We start from the raw sequence: 18396 nt of genomic DNA, 5'->3' as shown, positions 1-18396 counted from the left end.
GAGCGAATGCTTCAGGTTACCGGCGGAGGCTGCCCCCCAATCAAATCGGTACCGCTCAGCCAGCTTGTTGACAACGGTTTCCATATTTGATGAAAATGACTGTCATGAACGTACGACGTCACCTCATACCCGCGGTCGCCGTGGCCGCCGCCCTCTCCGCCCTCTCCGCCTGCTCCACCGACAGCGCCGCCGCAGGGGGCACGGGCAAGTTCGACGTCGTCGCGTCCTTCTACCCGATGGCCTTCCTCGCCGAGCAGATCGGCGGCGACCATGTGAGCGTCACCAGCCTGACCGAGCCCGGTCAGGAGCCGCACGACCTGGAGATCAGCGCCAAACAGACCGCGCAGCTCCAGGAGTCCGACGCGGTGCTCTACCTCAAGAACCTCCAGCCCTCCGTCGACGACGCGGTGAGCCAGTCCGAGATCAAGACCAAGATCGACGCCGCCTCCCTCACCGAGCTGGAGAAGCACGGCAACGAGGTCGGCGGCCACGCGGCCGAACACGACGACCACGCGAACGGCGAACTCAAGGGCCTCGACCCCCACATCTGGCTCGACCCGGTGCGCTACGCCCAGGTCGCCGAGGGCGTCGGCAAGGCCTTCGAGAAGGCCGACCCGGACCACGCGGCGGACTACAAGGCCAACACCGCGGCCCTGGTGAAGAAGCTCGACGCCCTGAACACCGAGTTCGAGACCGGGCTCAAGAACACCGCCACCAAGGTCTTCATCACCACGCACGCCGCCTTCGGCTACCTCGCCGAGCGCTACGGCCTCACCGAGGAGGCCATCAACGGCCTGGACCCCGAGTCCGAGCCCAGCGCCGACCGCGTCAAGGACCTTGAGAAGATGGCGAAGGCCGACGGCGTCACGACCGTGTTCTACGAGACGCTCGTCAGCGACAAGACCGCGAAGACCATCGCCTCCGACGCCGGGCTGAAGACGGACGTCCTCGACCCCATCGAGGGCATCACCGCCAAGTCCCGCGGCAAGGACTACTTCGCGGTCCAGGAAGCCAACCTCAAGGCGCTGCAGAGCGCCCTGGGAACGAAATGACACCGGAGGACGGCATGACCGAGCCCGTCATCGCCCTGCGCGGAGTCCGCGCCGACCTGGGCTCGCGGCCCGTCCTGCGCGGCATCGACCTCACCGTGCGCCGCGGTGAGGTCGTCGCGCTGCTCGGCGCCAACGGCTCCGGCAAGTCCACCGCGATCCGCACGATCATCGGCCAGGTGCCCCTGTCCGCAGGGCGGATCGAGCTCTTCGGCACCCCGCGCGGGCAGTTCAGGGACTGGGCGCGGGTCGGATACGTCCCGCAGCGCACCACCGCCGCGGGCGGCGTCCCCGCGACCGTCACCGAGATCGTCTCCTCCGGGCGCCTGTCCCGCGCCCGCTTCGGCGTGCTCCGCAGGGCCGACAAGGAAGCCGTGCGCCGGGCCCTGGAGCTGGTCGGCATGGCGGACCGCGCGAAGGACTCCGTCGACGCCCTCTCCGGTGGCCAGCACCAGCGGGTGCTGATCGCCCGCGCGCTCGCCGCCGAACCCGAACTGCTGATCATGGACGAGCCGATGGCGGGCGTGGACCTGGCCAGCCAGGAGGTGCTCGCGCGCACGCTCGGGGACCAGGTCGCCCAGGGCGCCACGGTCCTGCTCGTGCTGCACGAACTCGGCCCGCTGGAGCCCCTGATCGACCGGGCGGTCGTCCTGCGCGACGGCTGCGTCCAGCACGACGGCCCACCCCCGCGCGCGGTCGGCCAGCATGCCCTGCCGGGCCACGACCACGTCCACCCCCACGACCACGCGCCGATCCGCACGGGACTGCTGAGCTGATGGACTTCCTCGACTACGCCTTCATGCAGCGGGCGCTGCTCGCCGCCGTCCTGGTCGGCATCACCGCCCCCGCCGTCGGCATCTACCTCGTCCAGCGCCGCCAGGCCCTCATGGGCGACGGCATCGGCCATGTCGCGATGACCGGCGTCGGTCTCGGCTTCCTGCTCTCCTGGTCGCCGGTGTGGATGGCGACCCTGGTCTCGGTCCTCGGCGCGGTCCTCATGGAACTGATCCGCTGGTACGGCAGGACCCGCGGCGACATCGCCCTCGCGATGCTGTTCTACGGCGGTATGGCCGGCGGCGTGATGTTCATCAACCTGGCGCCCGGCGGCTCGAACGCCAACCTGACGTCGTATCTCTTCGGCTCCCTGTCGACCGTGAGTCAGTCCGACGTGACCGCGATCTGTCTGCTCGCCGCGTTCGTGGTGCTCGTCACCCTCGGTCTGCGCCGGCAGCTCTTCGCGGTCAGCCAGGACGAGGAGTTCGCGCGGGTCACCGGTCTGCCCGTGCGGGCGCTCAACCTGCTGACGGCGGTCACGGCCGCGGTGACGGTGACCGTCGCGATGCGCGTGGTCGGGCTGCTGCTGGTGAGCGCGCTGATGGTGGTGCCGGTGGCGGCGGCGCAGCAGCTCAGCCGGAGCTTCGCGGCGACCTTCGCGATCGCGGTGGCGATCGGCGTGACGGTGACGATCGGCGGCACCGTGACCTCGTACTACCAGGACGTGCCGCCCGGCGCGACGATCGTGCTGCTGACCATCGCGGCCTTCGTCGTGCTGACGGGTCTGGCCACCCCGCTGGCCAGGCGACGGGCCCGGGCGGCCGCCGCCGCGCGCCCCGCCGCGGACCCCGCGGAGTGTGCGATTCCGGCCGGCCGGGAGGCGGACGGCCCCGTCGGCGTCTGACCCGGCACAGGCCGGGCTGGCACAATGGCCCGGCAGGGGCCGATCGAAGGAGGAACCCGTGACGACCGCAGGACCGCCCGTGAAGGGCCGCGCGACCCGGCAGCGGGCCGCCGTGGCGGCGGCCCTCGACGAGGTCGACGAGTTCCGCAGCGCCCAGGAACTGCACGACATGCTCAAGCACAAGGGCGACGCCGTCGGCCTGACCACGGTCTACCGCACCCTCCAGAACCTCGCCGACGCGGGCGAGGTCGACGTCCTGCGCACCTCCGACGGCGAGTCCGTCTACCGCCGCTGCTCCTCCGGCGAGCACCACCACCACCTGGTCTGCCGGATCTGCGGCAAGGCGGTGGAGGTCGAGGGACCGGCCGTCGAGAAGTGGGCCGACGCGATCGCCGCCGAGCACGGATACGTCAACGTGGCGCACACCGTGGAGATCTTCGGCACCTGCGCGGACTGCGCGGCCGCCCAGGCCTGACCCCACAGGGAAATCACAGCCGAGTCGAGGGTTAACCCTTGTCTCGGCCTCCTTTGCATGACATGGACGGGTCAACGGTGCGACGCTCCCCCCAGCTCTCACGCAGTTCCCGCACGGCACCTCCACCCCGTCGTAGCAGTAGGAGTACGAGTGAGACCCTCCCCACGAAGATCAGCCGTCGCCGCGTCCCTGGTGGCCGCCGCGTCCCTCCTCGCCGTAGGCGTCCAGACGGTCCCGGCCGCCGCCGGGCCGGCCTCCCCCCACCCCAGCCCCCTGCGCGCCGGAGGCCTGGAAGCCAAGCTCTCCCCCGCCCAGCGCACCGCACTGATCAAGAGCGCGTCCGGAAAGGCCGGGGCGACCGCCGACTCCCTCGGCCTCGGCTCCAAGGAGAAGCTGGTCGTCAAGGACGTCGTCAAGGACAACGACGGCACCCTCCACACCCGCTACGAGCGCACCTACGACGGTCTCCCCGTCCTCGGCGGCGACCTGGTCGTGCACACGCCCCCGGCCGCACAGGCGACGGGCACGCTGAGCACCACCTTCAACAACAACCGCCGTACCGTCTCGGTCAGGTCCACGACCGCCACGTTCGGCAAGGCGTCCGCCGAGACCAAGGCGCTCAGGACGGCCAAGGCGCTCGACGCCGACAAGCCCGCCGCGCAGGGCGCCCGCAAGGTGATCTGGGCGGGCTCGGGCACCCCGAAGCTCGCCTGGGAGACCGTGGTCTCCGGCTTCCAGGACGACGGCACGCCCAGCAAGCTGCACGTCGTCACCGACGCCACCACCGGCGCCGAACTCTCCCGCTTCGAGGGCATCGAGACCGGCACCGGCAACAGCCAATACAGCGGCACGGTCACCATGGGCACCACGCTGTCCGGTTCGACGTACCAGCTGTACGACACCTCGCGCGGCGGCCACAAGACGTACAGCCTCAACAACGGCACGTCGGGCACCGGCACCCTGATGACCGACGCCGACGACGTCTGGGGCACCGGCTCCGGCTCCAACACCCAGACCGCCGGTGTGGACGCCCACTACGGCGCCCAGGAGACCTGGGACTTCTACAAGAACACCTTCGGCCGCAGCGGCATCAAGAACGACGGTGTCGCCGCCTACAGCCGCGTCCACTACAGCTCGGCGTACGTCAACGCCTTCTGGGACGACTCCTGCTTCTGCATGACCTACGGCGACGGCACCAGCAGCACCCACGCGCTGACCTCGCTGGACGTGGCCGGTCACGAGATGAGCCACGGCGTCACCTCCAACACGGCGGGCCTCGACTACAGCGGCGAGTCGGGGGGCCTCAACGAAGCCACCTCCGACATCTTCGGCACCGGCGTCGAGTTCTACGCCAACAACTCCACCGACGTCGGCGACTACCTCATCGGCGAGAAGATCGACATCAACGGCGACGGCACGCCGCTGCGGTACATGGACAAGCCCAGCAAGGACGGCGGCTCGGCCGACAGCTGGTACTCGGGCGTCGGCAACCTCGACGTGCACTACTCGTCCGGGCCCGCGAACCACATGTTCTACCTGCTCTCCGAGGGCAGCGGCACCAAGACCATCAACGGGGTCACCTACAACAGCACGACCTCCGACGGTGTCGCCGTCGCCGGGATCGGCCGGGCCGCAGCCCTGCAGATCTGGTACAAGGCGCTGACGACGTACATGACGTCCAGCACCAACTACGCCGGCGCCCGCACCGCCGCCCTGAACGCGGCCGCCGCCCTCTACGGCACCAGCTCCGCGCAGTACGCCGGGGTCGGCAACGCCTTCGCGGGCATCAACGTCGGCAGCCACATCACCGTGCCGTCGACCGGCGTGACCGTGACCAACCCGGGCAGCCAGTCCACCACCGTCGGTACGGCCGTGAGCCTTCAGGTCTCGGCCAGTTCCACCAACAGCGGCTCACTGACCTACGCCGCCACCGGACTGCCGACCGGTCTGTCGATCAGCTCCACGGGGCTGATCTCCGGGACCCCGACCACGGCCGGCAGCTACAGCACCACGGTCACGGTGACCGACAGCACCGGAGCCACCGGTACGGCGTCCTTCACCTGGACGGTGAGCTCGTCGGGCGGCGGCAGCTGCACCTCCACCCAGCTGCTGGGCAACCAGGGCTTCGAGTCGGGCAGCACCACCTGGACCGCGAGCAGCGGAGTGATCACCAACTCCAGCAGCCAGGCCGCCCGCACCGGCTCGTACAAGGCCTGGCTGGACGGCTACGGCTCCACCCACACCGACACGCTCTCCCAGTCGGTGACGGTCCCGAGCGGCTGCACGGGAACGACGTTCACCTTCTACCTGCACGTCGACACCGCGGAGACCACCACCAGCTCGCAGTACGACAAGCTGACGGTGACCGCCGGGTCGACGACCCTGGCCACGTACTCCAACCTGAACGCGGCCTCCGGGTACGTCCAGAAGTCCTTCAGCCTGTCGGCCTTCGCCGGTCAGACGGTCACCCTGAAGTTCACCGGTGTCGAGGACTCCTCGCTCCAGACGAGCTTCGTGATCGACGACACGGCGGTGACGACGAGCTGATTCCCTGAACGACGACGGGGCGGGTCGGAGGTCAGTCCTCCGGCTCGCCCTTCATCGCTTCCTCCATCTTGAGGAGCTCCTCGTTCGGGACGGCTCCGCCGAAGCGCCGGTCCCGGGACGCGAACTCGACGCACGCCCGCCACAGGTCACGGCGGTCGAAGTCGGGCCACAGGACGTCCTGGAAAACCATCTCGGCGTAGGCGCTCTGCCAGAGCAGGTAGTTCGAGGTGCGCTGTTCCCCGCTGGGCCGCAGGAAGAGGTCCACGTCGGGCATGTCCGGGTAGTACAGGTACTTCGCGAGGGTCTTCTCGTTGACCTTGGACGGGTCGAGGCGGCCCGCCTTCACGTCCTCGGCGAGGGCCTGCGCGGCATCGGCGATCTCGGCCCGGCCGCCGTAGTTCATGCAGAAGTACAGCGTGAGCTTGTCGTTGCCCTTGGTCTGCTCCTGGGCGACCTGGAGCTCCTTGGCGACGGACTTCCACAGCTTGGGCATCCGCCCCACCCAGCGGACGCGAACGCCCAGCTCGTCGAGCTGATCACGCGTCTTGCGGATGAAGTCGCGGTTGAAGTTCATGAGGAAGCGGACCTCGTCGGGCGAGCGCTTCCAGTTCTCGGTGGAGAAGGCGTAGAGCGAGATGTTCTTCACGCCGGCCTCGATCGCGCCCTGGAGCACGTCGAGGACCCGCTCGGCGCCGACCTTGTGCCCTTCCGTCCTGGGCAGCCCGCGCTCCTTGGCCCACCGGCCGTTCCCGTCCATGACGATCGCCACATGCTCGGGGATCAGCTCACCGGGGAGCTTCGGCGCGCGGGCGCCGGAGGGGTGCGGCTCGGGCGCCCTGTACTCACGGCGCTGACGACCGAGGATCCCGCGTACGACCATGGTGGTTCTCGTCTCCCTCTCAGGGTTGCTTCTCTACGTAACGCAGCGATCTGAGCCCGCGTTCCAGATGCCAGTGCAGGTAGGCGGACACCAGCCCGCTGCCCTCCCGGACGTGCCGCGGCTCACTCGCGTCCGCGGTCTCCCAGTCTCCCGTAAGCAGCGCGGCGAGGAGTTCCAGGGTCTGCGGCGACGGTACGACGCTGCCGGGCACCCGGCAGTCCACGCAGACCGAGCCTCCGGCGGCCACGGAGAAGAACCGGTTCGGCCCGGTCATTCCGCACTTCGCGCAGTCGCTGAAGCTGGGCGCGTAGCCGTTGACGGCGAGGGAGCGCAGCAGGAACGCGTCGAGGACGAGGTGGGGGGCGTGTTCGCCCCGGGCGAGGGTGCGCAGGGCGCCGACGAGCAGCAGGTACTGCTGCACAGCCGGCTCGCCCTCGTGGTCGGTGAACCGCTCGGCGGTCTCCAGCATGGCCGTACCGGCGGTGTACCGGGCGTAGTCGGAGACGATCCCGCCACCGTACGGAGCGATGGTCTCGCTCTGTGTGCACAGCGGCAGCCCGCGCCCGACGAGCTCGCTCCCCCGCGAGAAGAACTGCACGTCGACATGCGAGAACGGCTCCAGCCGTGCCCCGAACTTCGACTTGGTCCGCCGCACCCCCCTGGCCACGGCCCGCACCCGCCCGTGCCCGCGCGTGAGCAGCGTGATGATCCGGTCCGCCTCCCCCAGCTTCTGCGTCCGCAGCACGACCCCGTCGTCCCGGAAGAGGCTCATCGCGCGCCTCCGCGCCGGGTGCGCGGCGCGATGCCGTCGTAGCGGAACAGACTCATGAGCCCATTCTCGCCTACGCGGGGACCGTGGTCGTCGGTGTGCCCGATCACGGTCGGCGGCCGACCCTGAAGGTCCCGGGCCCCATGGGGTAAACCCCCCTGTGGATACGGCAGTTGACCGGATGGGGTCATGGCGCTCGATCCGCGAGGCTCCTGCCATGAAGCAGATGACGAAAAGCCTCGCCCTGATCGCCGCCGCCTCGGGCGTCGTCTTCGGTGTCGTGACCCCGCTGTCCGCCTCCGCCGACTCCGGCACCCCGGCGCTGAAGTGGACGAAGTGCGAGGGCAGCGGTCTCGATCCGCGTCAGCGGTGCGCGACCGTCTCCGTGCCCATGGACTACGCCGACCCGGACGGCCCGCAGATCGAGATCGCCGTCTCCCGTATCCGCAGCGAGAATCCGGACGCCCGGCGCGGTGCCCTGCTGCTGATCCCCGGCGGACCCGGCGGTGACAGCATGAACGACCCGTCCGAGAAGGGGCAGAAACTGCCGCGGTCCGTGCGGGACGCCTACGACCTGATCGGGTTCGCGCCGCGCGGGATGGCACCCTCGACGGCCGTCGACTGCGGGCTCGAACAGCGGGACCTGGCCCGGACGACCCTGCTGCCCTGGCCCGCCCCGGACGGCTCGGTCGACGCGAACATGGCCGCGGGGAAGCGCGTCGCCGAGGCCTGCGCGCGCAACGGCGGCGAGCTCATCCGGCACATCAGCACCCTCAACGAGGCCCGCGACCTCGACCGCGTGCGCGCCGCGCTCGGCGAGCGCAAGGTGTCCGCGTGGGGCGTGTCCTACGGCACCTATGTCACCGACGCCTATCTCCAGTTGTTCCCGCAGCGCACCGACCGCGTCGTCCTGGACAGCAACGACAACCCGGATCCCGTCCTGGCGGAGCGGGCCTGGCTCGCCGCGTTCGAGCGGGGTGCCGAGGACAACTTCCCGGAGTTCGCCGAGTGGGCCTCCGCGCCCGGTAATCCGGACCGCCTCGCCGACACGGCCGCCGAGGTGCGGCCCCTCTTCCTGAAGCTCGCCGCCCGTCTCGACCGCGAGCCGATGCCCTGGCCGGGCGCCAACCCGGCGGAGCTCAACGGCAACGTCCTGCGCCAGACGATGCTCGACTCCTTCTACGACCCCGACGACTACCCGGTCCTCGCCCGGCTGATCCTCGCCGCCCAGCGGGGCACGGTGCCGCCCGCGCCGGCCGGCCCGCCCGAGGCCGTCCTCCAGAACGTCACCGCGGTCGCCGCCGCCACCATCTGCAACGACGCCGACTGGCCCAGCGACCCTGCGGTCTACCGGGAGGGCGTGGCGAAGAGCCGTGCCGAGTTCCCGCTGACCGGGGGCATGCCGAGGAACGCGATGCCGTGCGCCGACTGGACCTGGGAGCCCAAGGAGGCGCCGGTGCACATCACCGACCGCGGCCCCTCCAACATCCTGATGGTCCAGAACGAACGGGACCCGGCCACCCCGCTCAGCGGTGCCCTCAAGCTCCGCGCGGCGCTCGGCCGGCGTGCCGTCATGGTCACCAACGACTCCACCGGCCACGATGCCTACCTCGACAACGGCACCGCGTGCGGAGACGCGACCGTGTCCCGCTTCCTGGCCACGGGCAGGCGACCGGCCGCGGACCTCTACTGCGAGTGAGCGCACCGTCCGTACCGGCGGGCCAGCGCGTGGAACGCCTCCTTCGGTTCCCAGTGCCAGTCCGAACGCGGGTCGTCGGGGCGGTCCTTGACCGCCTTGGCGATGCCGTAGCTCGCCATGTCGAGGTCGTGGCGGGGGTCGTCGGGGCGGTGCGGGGCGTCGGCGGTGAGGAACTCGAAGGCCATCGCCGCGTAGAGGCCCATCGACTCGAAGACGTCCAGGAGGTCGGTCAGGTAGACGGCCTGGGTGTGCTCGCTGCGGACGACGTTCCCCTTGATCTCCGGCGGGTTCTTGTCGTAGTCGACGATGTCCCAGCCCATACCGCCCGCCTCGGGGGCTCCGACGAACGTGCAGGTGCCGAACTCAGTGACGGCGACCGGCTTGCCCCAGCGCAGGTACTGCCGCAACTCCCGCACGTACTGCCGTGGTTGACGGAAGTAGGAGTAGTAGTCGATGCCGACCACGTCGAACAGGTTCCAGTCGACCTCGTCGTCCTGGGCGGCGGCGTAGCTGAGGCGGCCGTGGAAGACCGAGCGGCCCACCTCGGCCGCCTTCGCGGTGAAGCGGTCCAGCTCGCGCTGCATCCTCACCGGGTCGTAGTCGCCCTTCATCCGGTTCTCGACGCGCTCCAGGACCGTGTCCCCCGGCAGGATGCCCGGCACGAACAGCCAGAACTCGCAGCCCACGCTGAGCTCGACGCTCGCGCCCTGCCGGCGCAGCCGCTCCGCGAACCGGCCGCACTCGGCGAGGTGGTCGAGGATGTCCCGCCGCGGGACGTCCCCGAGGGTGGGCTGGAGCCAGACGTGCAGCCCGCGTTCGGCGGCCTCGGCGGCGGTGGCGGTGAGGCGTTCGACACCGTCGCCGGTGACGTCGAGGGTGTCGGCGTGCAGGTCGTCGCGGATGGCGCGGACGTCGGCGCGCATGCGGGCGGCGTTCCAGGCGGTGGCGGGGGTCTCGCCCTCGCCGACGGTGTAGACGACGCCGTGGCGGGTGAGTCCGCGCCGTCGTCCCTGCGCGTCGGCCCGTCCCGCGGACAGCAGCGCCGCGGCCCCCACGGCAGCGGCCCCGGCGAGAAACTGTGCCCGGTTGATCCCCGTTGTCTTCTCCATGCCGCCACTGTGTCGGCCGCGGACGGGTCTGTCCGTCCGCCGATGGTCTACGGAGGCGCAACCAAGGGATGACCGTCGACGTCGATCACTGAAGAGATCGGCATACGTCCCCGAGCGAAGGAGAGAAAGATCTTAGGCTCCGGAAAACTGTCCCGCCGCGCCCTCCTGGCCGCCGGCACGGCCACCGTCCTGACCGGCACGACCGCGCAGGCCGCCGCCGACGACATCACCGCCCGCCTCCGCGCGCTGGAAGAGCGGTACGACGCCCGCCTCGGCGTCTTCGCCCACCACCTCGCCACCGAGCGGTCCGTCCGCTTCCGCGCCGGTGAGCGCTTCCCGATGTGCTCCGTGTTCAAGGCCCTCGCGGCCGCCGCCGTCCTGCGCGACCTGGACCGCGACGGCGAGGTCCTCGCCCGCCGGATCCACTACACCGAGGACGACCTGGTGATCCCGGGCTCGGACCAGACGGCCGCGCATCTCGCGGAGGGCATGACGATCGCCGAGCTCGCCGAGGTGGCCATCACCTACAGCGACAACGCGGCCGGCAACCTCCTCCTGCGCGAACTCGGCGGCCCCACCGCGATCACCCGCTTCGCCCGCTCGCTCGGCGACGGGGTGACCCGCCTCGACCGCTGGGAGCCCGAGCTCAACACCGCCGAGCCGTGGCGGCACACGGACACGACGACCCCGTACGCCATCGGTCGCACCTACGGCCGGCTGGTCCTGGGCGACGCGTTGAACCGCCGGGACCGTGAGCTGCTCACACACTGGCTGCTCAACAACACGACCAGCGTGAACCGCTTCCACGCGGGACTGCCGAAGACGTGGGCGATCGCCGACAAGACGGGCAGCGGCTCCTACGGCACCGCCAACGACGTGGGCGTGGTCTGGACCGACGACGGCGACCCGATCGTCCTGGCCGTGCTGTCGACGATGCCCGCGCAGGACGCCGTACGGGACGACGCACTGATCGCCGACGCGGCGCGGGCGGTCGCCGACACCCTCACCCGACCGGCCGGAACCGCCTGACGTACCGGCGCTGCCACGGCGTCTCCACCGCCCGCCGGTCATAGTGCTCCCGGACGTAGGCCACCGCCCTCTCCGGGGGCACGCCGTCCACAACCGCCAGGCAGGCCAGGGCCGTTCCGGTGCGGCCGCGACCGCCTCCGCAGGCGATCTCGACGCGTTCGGCGGCCGACCGTTCCCAGGCGTCGATCAAGACGCCGCGGGCCTCCCGGTGGTCCGCAGGCAGCCGGAAGTCCGGCCAGCGGAGCCAGTGGGAGGTCCAGGGAACCTCCGGCGGGCCGGCGCCGAGCAGATAGATTCCGTACGACGGTCTCGGCGCGTCCGGGTCCAGCGCGTGCCGGAGACCACGCCCCCGTACCAGGCGCCCGGACGGCAACCGGAGGACGCCGGGGCCCTGTTCGTCCCACCCGTTCATGAAGCCCATTCGAACCTGTCATCGACTCCCGGGCAACCGAATCCGCTCCCACCGTGGTCTGGTGGGCGAGGGAGGGTGCTTGATGCAGGCCGAACAAGAGGATCGGTTTCAGGAATTCGTCAGAGCCAGGTGGTCGCACCTCGTGCGGACCGCCTATCTGCTCACCGGCGACGCCCATCACGCCGAGGACCTGACGCAGACGGCGCTGGCGAAGGCGTACCGCTCCTGGCGGCGCGTGTCGGGCAGCGACAACCCGGAGGCGTACGTCCGGCGGATGCTCGTCACCTGCAACAGTGACCGCTTCCGCAAGCGGCGCGTGAAGGAGTCGCTGACCGACGCGCCGCCGGAGCGGGCGGGGCGGGACGAGGCCGTGGCGCGGATCGAGGAGCGCGGGGTGCTGATGGGCGCGTTGGCCGGGCTGCCGCCCCGGCAGCGGGCGGTGGTCGTGATGCGGTACTGGGAGGACCTGTCGGAGGCGGAGGTCGCCGAGGTGCTCGGCTGCTCGCCGGGCACGGTCAAGAGCCAGGCGTCCAAGGGGCTGGCGAAGTTGCGTACGTATCCGGGGCTCGCGCAGGTCATGGACCGCGCTCCGCAGGGAGGCACGAAATGAGCGAAGAGGAGCGGGATTTCGAGGAGCAACTGCGGGAGCTGCTCGCCGAGGACGCGTACACGATCCGGCCGTCGCCGGTGCCGTATCCGCAGATCCGCCGCAAGGGCGTGGTCGAGCGGCGCCGCCAGGTGGCGGTGGCCGGGGCGGTCCTGGTGACCCTGGCCGCGGTGCCGGTGGGGGCGTTCGCGGTGGGCGGCGGGGGCCCGGGGACGGCCGACACGGCGACGACGACACCCACGGCGTCCGCGAGCGCCACGCCGACACCCACCCCGACCCCCTCGCCCACGCCCAGTGGTCCGGCGGGACCGGCCACGGCGGGGCAGCTCCGGGACGGGATCACGCTGGAGCAGGCCGCGGAGGGGCTGGACAAGTGCCTCGCCTACGACCGTGACCACGTGGACCACGGCGGCGGCGTCGCCTCCCCGGATCTGGGCAAGGCCGACGAGTACCGGATCATCCTGGCGCTCAACAGCACCGGTGACTCCAACGCGCCCGGTGACGGCATCTTCGTGGTCGCCGTGAAGGAGAAGCCGAAGGAGACCCGGCTGATCTGCAACATCAAGAACGGCGAGGCCTCCGGGCTCAACTCCAGTGTCGGCAGCGACCGACTGCCGGACTCCCCGCCCGTCCTGGCCGACACCAACGGCGGCAAGCTCTACCAGCAGTCCTTCCTGGACAAGGGCAGGTGGAAGCTGCCGTTCGGCTGGGGCTTCATCGGCACGGTCGAACCGACGGTGGCCAAGGTGACCGTCTCCTACGGCGGCGCCGACAGCGAGGCGGTGCTCGACCACGGCTGGTTCGTCGCCTCCGGCACTCTGACCCAGCAGGTCACCAGGAACCCGCACCTCAAGGGCTACGACAAGGACGGCAAGCTGATCTACGACTCCGCCGAGGACAAGTCGTACCAGCAGGTGCAGTAGCGAGGCGGCTCGGGACGAGGGGGCGCCGTACAGGGGTCGGCGCCCCCTCGCCCTGTGCGGGATGATCAGTGGGACGGCCGATCCCGAGGAGCCCCGATGACCCTGCCCGCCCCGCTGACCGGTGTCGTCCCGCCCGTCTGCACGCCCCTGACACCGGACCGCGAGGTCGACGTCCCCTCACTGCTCGGGCTCGTCGACCATCTGGTCGCGGGCGGGGTGCACGGGCTGTTCGTGCTCGGTACGTCGTCCGAAGCGGCCTTCCTGACGGACGCCCAGCGCAGGCTGGTGGTGGAGACGGTGACCGGGCACGTCGGGGGCCGGCTGCCCGTGCTGGCCGGGGTGATCGACATGACGACGGCCCGGGTCCTGGACCATGTGCGGGCGGTGACGGCCGCGGGCGCCGACGCGGTGGTCGTCACCGCCCCGTTCTACGCCAGTACCCACCCGGCGGAGATCGCCCGCCACTACCGGCTGGTCGCGGCCGGCAGCCCGGTCCCGGTCATCGCCTACGACCTGCCGAGCGGTGTCCACACCAAGCTCCCCGCGGACGTGGTCCTGGACCTGGCCGCCGAGGGCGTCCTGGCCGGCCTCAAGGACTCCAGCGGAGACCTCGCCGGCTTCCGCACGGTCGTCTCCGGCGCCCGCGCCCACCCCGGCATCACCGGCTTCAGTGTCCTCACCGGCTCCGAACTCCTCGTCGACGCGGCCCTGGCCGTCGGCGCGGACGGGGCGGTGCCCGGTCTCGCCAACGTCGACCCCGAGGGATACGTCCGTCTCGACCGCCTGTTCCGCGCGGGTGACCTGGAGGCCGCCCGCGCCGAACAGGAGCGGCTGTGCGCCCTGTTCGGCATGGTGGGCGTGGGCGACCGGGCCCGCATGGGCGCATCGTCGTCGGCGCTCGGCGCCTTCAAGGCGGCGCTGTACCTGCGGGGCGTGATCGCATGCCCGGCGACGGCGGAGCCGCAGGTGCCGCTGTCGGAGGCGGAGGTCGCGCGGGTGGGCGAATTCCTGTCCGGGGCCGGGCTGCTCTGAGCTCTACAGGGTCCCCGGAGTCACCGTCCCCGACTCGTACGCCACGATGACCAGTTGCGCCCGGTCCCGCGCCCCAAGCTTCCCCATGATCCGGCTGACGTGGGTCTTCGCGGTGAGCGGACTGAGGCCCAGAGCCTCGGCGATCTCGGTGTTGTTCAGGCCCCGCGCGACCAGCGCCAGCACCTCGCGCTCCCGGTCGGAGAGGCACTCGGGCCCACCGCCCGGCACCGGCAGCGACGGGCTGCGCAGGAACCGTTCGATCAACCGGGCCGTCGGCCCCGGCGACAGCAGGGCCTCGCCCGCCGCCACCGTGCGGATGGCGTCGAGGAGTTCGGCCGGGCGGGTGTCCTTCACCAGGAAACCGGAGGCCCCCGCGCGCAGCGCCTCGACGATGTTCTCGTCGGTGTCGTAGGTGGTCAGGACCAGCACCCGCACCCCGGCGAGCTCCTCGTCAGCCGCGATCAGCCGGGTCGCCTCGATGCCGTCCAGGTCGGGCATGCGGATGTCCATCACCACCAGGTCGGGCCGCACTTCGCGGGCCGCCCCCACGGCCTCCCGTCCGCTGCCCGCCTCCCCTACGACCTCCATGTCCCGCGCCGACTCGACGAGCATGGCGAACGCGGCCCGCACCAGGGTCTGGTCGTCGGCGAGCAGCACGCGGATGGTCATACGGTTCCCTCCCCCATGGTGAGCGGCAGCGCCGCCGTCACCTCGAACCCGCCGTCCGGGCGTGGTCCGGCGTTGAGTGTGCCACCGACGCTGCGGGCCCGCTCCCGCATGCCGACGAGCCCGAAGCCGGGGGTGCCGCCGGGGGTGGGCCCGGTGCCGTCGTCGGTCACCGACACCCGCAGGGCGCCCGGTTCGTCGTACAGCCTCAGGCGTACGGCGGGTTCGGGTCCCGCGTGCCGGACCGCGTTGGTGAGCGCCTCCTGGACGATCCGGTAGGCGGCGGCGCCGACGGCGGGCGGCGGATCGGTGCGGACGCGCAGGTCCTGTTCGACGCGGGCGCCCGAGAGCCGGGCCGCCGCGACGAGGTCGGGCAGGCCGTCGAGGCCGGGCAGCGGGCCGCGGGTGTCGGACGGGCCGTGTTCGCGCAGTACCTCCAGGGTCGTACGGAGTTCGCCGCGCGCGGTCCGGCAGGTGTCGGCGATGTCGTCGAGGGACTTGGCGACCGTCTCCCGGTCGAGGCGTTCGGGGTCGGCCGCCAGGACGTGTGCGGCGACGGAGGTCTGGACGCCGATCAGGGTGATGCTGTGGGCGAGCAGGTCGTGCAGGTCCCGGGCGATACGCAGCCGTTCCTCGGCGACCCGGCGGCGGGCCTCCTCCTCACGGGTGCGTTCGGCGCGGACGGCGCGCTCGACGATGGAGGCGACGTACTGGCGGTAGTAGCGGACATCGATGCCGCAGAAGAGGACCGCGATGATCCAGCCGGAGGTCCGCAGCAGTTCGACGGCCTGATGGGCGCTGACGGTGAGCATGACGCTCGTGGAGACAGCGAGGACGGTGGCGCCCGTCAGGACCGTCCGCAGGGGGCGGCCGGTGACGGCGACCGTGTAGAGGGCGACGTAGGCGGCCGGGGTGGGCGCGAGGTGGTTGTACTCGAGGGCGTGGTACGGCACGACCAGCGCCACCAGTGCGGCCAGCACGAGCAACGGGCGGCGCCGCCGCCACACGATCGGCACATGGACGGCCAGCAGCAGCGTCCAACCGAGGGCGTCCGGGCGTCCGGCCTCGTCGGTGAACAGCGCGGCGCACACGGCCGCCACCGCCAGCACGACGGCGAGCAGTGCGTCGTTGCGGGTGCCGTGCGGGGCGGTCCGCGGGTCGCGGTTGACCGCCGCCATGATCCGGTCCCCCAGTCGGGGCCTCGTGGTCTCGTGCACGGTGTCATCCTCGGCCAGGAAGGCGCCCTTCCGGGAGGGAAGGGCGCCCAGGAGTGACCTCGTCACACGCGTTCCGGCTGACGCTCGGCCTGGACCGGCGGCTCGGGCGCCCGGGACAGCGGGCCCGGCCACCACACCTTCCGCCGCAGCGCGACGGCCGCGCTGGTGACGAGATAGGTCCGCACGAGGAAGGTGTCGAGCAGCACCCCCACCGCGATCACGAAGCCCAGCTCGACGAGTTGGACCAGCGGCATGTTGGTGAGCACCGCGAAGGTGGCCGCGAGGACCAGGCCCGCCGAGGCGATGACCCCGCCGGTCGTGCGCAGCGCGGTGAGGGCGGCGGTGACCGGTTCGGCGCCGGCCAGGGACTCCTCGCGCATGCGGTGCATCAGGAAGATGCCGTAGTCGACGCCGAGGGCTACCAGGAACACGAAGGACAGCAGCCCGAGTCCGGGATCAGTGCCCTCGAACCCGAACACCGGCCCGAAGACGAGTCCGCCGATGCCGAGGGCGGCGCCCCACACGGCGACCACGGCGGCCACGAGGATCAGCGGCGCGACGAGGGAACGCAGCAGGGCGATGAGGATGAGCAGCACGGAGACGAGGACGATCGGCACGACGATCCTCCGGTCCCGCGCGTTGGTGTCCTTAAGGTCGAGCTGCTCGGCGCTGGGCCCGCCGACGTAGGAGCCGTCGAGTCGGTCCCGCAGTGCCTTGATGGTCGCGGTCTCCCCGGCGGACTGGGGAGCGTTCCTGGCGGTGACGGAGATCTCGGTCCAGCCGTCTCCGGTACGGCCCTTCTGCGCGCTGTCGACGCCCTGGGTGCCACGGATCGCGGCGAGGGTCGTGTCGGCGCGGTCGGCCGGGGTGATGACGCCGATGGGCTGCGTGCCCCGCTCCGGATAGGCCCGGGCGAGCGTCCCCATGGCGGCGACGGCGTCGGGCTTGGTGGTGAAGGAGTCCTCCTGCTTGATGCTGCCGGGCAGGTTCAGCACGCCCAGCGCGAGCACCCCGAGCAGCACGGCCCCGCCGGCCAGTACGGTGAGCGGCCGCCGCCCTGCCGAGCTGCCCATCGCGGCGAACAGCGACCGGCGGACCTTGGGGGTGCTGCCGTACCGGGGCACCAGCGGCCAGAACACCCGGCGGCCGAGCAGCACGAGGACCGCGGGCAGCAGCGTCATCATCGCGGCGAGCGCGACCAGCACCCCGACCGTCCCCAACGGGCCCATTCCACGACTGCTGTTGAGGTCGGCGGCGAGCAGACACAGCAGGCCCGCGGCCACGGTCCCGGAGGAGGCGAGCACGGCGGGCCCGCAGCCCTTGAGCGCGGCCGCCATGGCGTCGTACGGCCGCTCGGTCCGCCGTAGCTCCTCCCGGTAGCGGGAGACGAGCAGCAGCGCGTAGTCGGTCCCGGCGCCGAACACGAGGATCGTCATGATGCCGGAGCTCTGACCGGTGACGGAGGTCCCGAATCCCTGGTTGAGCCCGTAGGCGACGGCCCGCGCCAGGAACTCCGACATGCCCGCGACCCCGAGCGGCACCAGCCACAGCAGTGGGCTGCGGTAGATGACGATCAGCAGGATGGCGACCACCGCGGCGGTGGTGTAGAGCAACGGCCCGCCGAGCGAGTCGTAGACCTCGCCGGCATCGGTGGCGAGGGCGCCTTCCCCGCCGACCTCGACGCCGAGACCGTCCTCGCCCTTCGCGATGTCCCGGACCTCGTTGACGAGGCGGTCGCGGGCCTTCTCGTCCGTGCCCGGCTCGGTGCTGGCGACGGGATACATCACGGTGGTCCCGTCCTTGGACGGAATGCCCCGCGGCTCGGCGGTGAGCGTGTGCGCGTCCGCGATCCGCCCGATCTGCCCGGCGGCGGTCGCCTTGTCGGCCGCCGTCAGCCCGCCGTCCCGGTGGTAGACGACGACCATCTGCGTGGCCTCGCCGCCGGGCAGCCGGTCCTGGATCTTCGCGACCTGCGTCGAGTCCGCGCTCGCCGGCAGATAGTCCACGGCCCGGTCCCGCTGCACGTCCGCGAGCTTCGACGCGAACGGCGACACCGCCGCCAGCACGACGATCCACAACCCCAGCACCAGCCAGGGCACGGCACGTCGTCGCCGTGCGCTCATCTTTGCGGCCCCCATCGACGGGCCTCCCTCCGGTCGGACGTCTGGTTCGGTTCCAGACTCCCGGCGCAGGGGCCTGCGTTCGTCGGGCGGGAGGGCGAGTCGGAGGGTACTGCCAGGGGTGGCCCGGAGCGCGGACTACTCCCCGGGGAGTATCAGGACGGCGTCCGGGCGGCCACCACCA

Annotated in this window: 17 protein-coding genes; 10 read left to right on the top strand and 7 right to left on the bottom strand. The window is 71.4% G+C overall.

The features are described 5' to 3' along the window. The first annotated feature begins 104 nt into the window (after positions 1–104). The 5 genes from BFN33_RS07265 to BFN33_RS07245 all read left to right on the top strand — a co-directional run bounded on the left by BFN33_RS07265 (position 105) and on the right by BFN33_RS07245 (position 5749). Positions 105–1052 (top strand): metal ABC transporter substrate-binding protein, encoded by a 948-nt coding sequence (locus tag BFN33_RS07265; RefSeq protein ID WP_069759079.1) that lies wholly within the window; start codon positions 105–107, stop codon positions 1050–1052. Further along, entirely contained in the window at positions 1049–1825 is a 777-nt protein-coding gene (locus BFN33_RS07260) for a metal ABC transporter ATP-binding protein (protein ID WP_069759078.1), read from the top strand. The genes BFN33_RS07265 and BFN33_RS07260 overlap by 4 nt, the downstream gene beginning before the upstream one ends. Continuing rightward, positions 1825–2727: a metal ABC transporter permease gene (locus tag BFN33_RS07255; RefSeq protein WP_069759077.1), complete on the top strand. Its 903-nt coding sequence runs from the start codon at positions 1825–1827 to the stop codon at positions 2725–2727. Before BFN33_RS07260 ends, BFN33_RS07255 begins: the two co-directional genes overlap by 1 nt. 58 nt (positions 2728–2785) lie before the next feature. Next, on the top strand, positions 2786–3202 hold the full coding sequence (locus tag BFN33_RS07250; protein WP_069759076.1) for a Fur family transcriptional regulator: 417 nt from the start codon (positions 2786–2788) through the stop codon (positions 3200–3202). Between the two features lie 192 nt (positions 3203–3394). After that, positions 3395–5749, top strand: a complete 2355-nt coding sequence (locus tag BFN33_RS07245; RefSeq protein ID WP_069759075.1) for a M4 family metallopeptidase — start codon at positions 3395–3397, stop codon at positions 5747–5749. Between the two features lie 31 nt (positions 5750–5780). Here the strand turns inward: BFN33_RS07245 and BFN33_RS07240 are convergent, their stop codons facing one another. Further along, positions 5781–6629 (bottom strand): isoprenyl transferase, encoded by an 849-nt coding sequence (locus BFN33_RS07240; RefSeq protein ID WP_069759074.1) that lies wholly within the window; start codon positions 6627–6629, stop codon positions 5781–5783. Positions 6630–6648: 19 nt separating this feature from the next. After that, positions 6649–7401, bottom strand: a complete 753-nt coding sequence (gene recO / locus BFN33_RS07235; RefSeq protein ID WP_069759073.1) for a DNA repair protein RecO — start codon at positions 7399–7401, stop codon at positions 6649–6651. Positions 7402–7615: 214 nt separating this feature from the next. On the opposite strand from recO, the gene BFN33_RS07230 reads away from it, so the two are divergent. Continuing rightward, on the top strand, positions 7616–9097 hold the full coding sequence (locus tag BFN33_RS07230; RefSeq protein WP_069759072.1) for an alpha/beta hydrolase: 1482 nt from the start codon (positions 7616–7618) through the stop codon (positions 9095–9097). Here BFN33_RS07230 and BFN33_RS07225 read toward each other — a convergent pair. Continuing rightward, positions 9085–10206: an abortive phage infection protein gene (locus BFN33_RS07225; protein WP_069759071.1), complete on the bottom strand. Its 1122-nt coding sequence runs from the start codon at positions 10204–10206 to the stop codon at positions 9085–9087. The two genes, BFN33_RS07230 and BFN33_RS07225, sit on opposite strands and share 13 nt — an antisense overlap. A gap of 102 nt (positions 10207–10308) precedes the next feature. Here BFN33_RS07225 and bla point away from each other — a divergent pair, with 102 nt between their 5' ends. Further along, entirely contained in the window at positions 10309–11235 is a 927-nt protein-coding gene (gene bla / locus BFN33_RS07220) for a class A beta-lactamase (RefSeq protein ID WP_079140706.1), read from the top strand. Here bla and BFN33_RS07215 read toward each other — a convergent pair. Next, the gene (locus BFN33_RS07215; protein ID WP_256122677.1) at positions 11210–11647 is read right to left on the bottom strand and encodes a protein phosphatase; all 438 of its coding nucleotides are present in this window, start codon (positions 11645–11647) and stop codon (positions 11210–11212) included. The two genes, bla and BFN33_RS07215, sit on opposite strands and share 26 nt — an antisense overlap. Positions 11648–11729: 82 nt before the next feature. On the opposite strand from BFN33_RS07215, the gene BFN33_RS07210 reads away from it, so the two are divergent. The 3 genes from BFN33_RS07210 to BFN33_RS07200 all read left to right on the top strand — a co-directional run bounded on the left by BFN33_RS07210 (position 11730) and on the right by BFN33_RS07200 (position 14209). Then, positions 11730–12257 (top strand): SigE family RNA polymerase sigma factor, encoded by a 528-nt coding sequence (locus BFN33_RS07210; protein ID WP_069759068.1) that lies wholly within the window; start codon positions 11730–11732, stop codon positions 12255–12257. Further along, on the top strand, positions 12254–13177 hold the full coding sequence (locus BFN33_RS07205; protein ID WP_069759067.1) for a hypothetical protein: 924 nt from the start codon (positions 12254–12256) through the stop codon (positions 13175–13177). Before BFN33_RS07210 ends, BFN33_RS07205 begins: the two co-directional genes overlap by 4 nt. 96 nt (positions 13178–13273) lie before the next feature. Next, positions 13274–14209: a dihydrodipicolinate synthase family protein gene (locus BFN33_RS07200; RefSeq protein ID WP_069759066.1), complete on the top strand. Its 936-nt coding sequence runs from the start codon at positions 13274–13276 to the stop codon at positions 14207–14209. Positions 14210–14212: 3 nt separating this feature from the next. Here BFN33_RS07200 and BFN33_RS07195 read toward each other — a convergent pair whose 3' ends face one another. Genes BFN33_RS07195 through BFN33_RS07185 form a run of 3 tightly spaced genes read right to left on the bottom strand, consistent with a single transcriptional unit; the run spans position 14213 to position 18230 of the window. After that, complete coding sequence (locus BFN33_RS07195) at positions 14213–14878, bottom strand: response regulator transcription factor (protein ID WP_069759065.1); 666 nt, start codon at positions 14876–14878, stop codon at positions 14213–14215. Continuing rightward, positions 14875–16158, bottom strand: coding sequence for a sensor histidine kinase (locus BFN33_RS07190; protein WP_069759064.1), 1284 nt, complete (start codon positions 16156–16158; stop codon positions 14875–14877). The genes BFN33_RS07195 and BFN33_RS07190 overlap by 4 nt, the downstream gene beginning before the upstream one ends. Continuing rightward, on the bottom strand, positions 16155–18230 hold the full coding sequence (locus tag BFN33_RS07185) for an MMPL family transporter (protein WP_088245281.1): 2076 nt from the start codon (positions 18228–18230) through the stop codon (positions 16155–16157). The genes BFN33_RS07190 and BFN33_RS07185 overlap by 4 nt, the downstream gene beginning before the upstream one ends. Between the last annotated feature and the right edge of the window lie 166 nt (positions 18231–18396).

The sequence above is a fragment of the Streptomyces sp. LUP47B genome (assembly GCF_001746295.1).
Taxonomy (GTDB): Bacteria; Actinomycetota; Actinomycetes; order Streptomycetales; family Streptomycetaceae; genus Streptomyces.
This window is presented reverse-complemented; position numbering and strand designations above follow the sequence as displayed.

Bases quoted from the DNA above. Each gene is read 5' to 3' on its own strand.
- BFN33_RS07205 (WP_069759067.1), top strand. From the start codon at position 12,254: ATGAGCGAAGAGGAGCGGGATTTCGAGGAGCAACTGCGGGAGCTGCTC.
- BFN33_RS07240 (WP_069759074.1), bottom strand. From the start codon at position 6,629: ATGGTCGTACGCGGGATCCTCGGTCGTCAGCGCCGTGAGTACAGGGCG.
- BFN33_RS07225 (WP_069759071.1), bottom strand. From the start codon at position 10,206: ATGGAGAAGACAACGGGGATCAACCGGGCACAGTTTCTCGCCGGGGCC.
- BFN33_RS07230 (WP_069759072.1), top strand. From the start codon at position 7,616: ATGAAGCAGATGACGAAAAGCCTCGCCCTGATCGCCGCCGCCTCGGGC.
- BFN33_RS07215 (WP_256122677.1), bottom strand. From the start codon at position 11,647: ATGAACGGGTGGGACGAACAGGGCCCCGGCGTCCTCCGGTTGCCGTCC.
- BFN33_RS07265 (WP_069759079.1), top strand. From the start codon at position 105: ATGAACGTACGACGTCACCTCATACCCGCGGTCGCCGTGGCCGCCGCC.
- recO (WP_069759073.1), bottom strand. From the start codon at position 7,401: ATGAGCCTCTTCCGGGACGACGGGGTCGTGCTGCGGACGCAGAAGCTG.
- BFN33_RS07185 (WP_088245281.1), bottom strand. From the start codon at position 18,230: ATGGGGGCCGCAAAGATGAGCGCACGGCGACGACGTGCCGTGCCCTGG.
- BFN33_RS07195 (WP_069759065.1), bottom strand. From the start codon at position 14,878: ATGACCATCCGCGTGCTGCTCGCCGACGACCAGACCCTGGTGCGGGCC.
- BFN33_RS07210 (WP_069759068.1), top strand. From the start codon at position 11,730: ATGCAGGCCGAACAAGAGGATCGGTTTCAGGAATTCGTCAGAGCCAGG.
- BFN33_RS07255 (WP_069759077.1), top strand. From the start codon at position 1,825: ATGGACTTCCTCGACTACGCCTTCATGCAGCGGGCGCTGCTCGCCGCC.
- BFN33_RS07200 (WP_069759066.1), top strand. From the start codon at position 13,274: ATGACCCTGCCCGCCCCGCTGACCGGTGTCGTCCCGCCCGTCTGCACG.
- BFN33_RS07260 (WP_069759078.1), top strand. From the start codon at position 1,049: ATGACACCGGAGGACGGCATGACCGAGCCCGTCATCGCCCTGCGCGGA.